The sequence below is a fragment of the Aeromonas sp. sif2433 genome (genome assembly GCF_019218705.1).
Lineage (GTDB): Bacteria > Pseudomonadota > Gammaproteobacteria > Enterobacterales > Aeromonadaceae > Aeromonas > Aeromonas encheleia.
Map to the genome: position 1 here is coordinate 1 of NZ_JAHUXD010000058.1, position 252 is coordinate 252.

The 252-nt window shown below is 60.7% G+C and carries 1 protein-coding gene; it reads right to left on the minus strand.

Annotated elements, in window-relative coordinates:
* Window positions 1-252: hypothetical protein (locus KW825_RS20390; RefSeq protein WP_218330251.1), on the minus strand; the 252-nt coding region annotated here is incomplete at both ends.

Consider the following 252-nt stretch of genomic DNA (forward strand, 5'->3'; position numbering starts at 1 on the left):
TGCTGTCGTTGTCGATGGTCGCACTCAGGGTGTAGCTGTAGTTCACCGTCCCGCCACTGGCCGTGCCCACGTAACTCAGCAGCGTCAGCACCCCTTCGCCGGTGTTGACCATCTGGCTACCGTTAAACCCTTGCACCTGGGCCAGGGTGTAGCTGGTACCCCCTATCACCACATTCAAAATCCCGTCCGTGGCCGACACCGTGAAGCTACCGCTCACCGTCTCGCTGTTGGCCGCAGCATTCGAGCCATTCG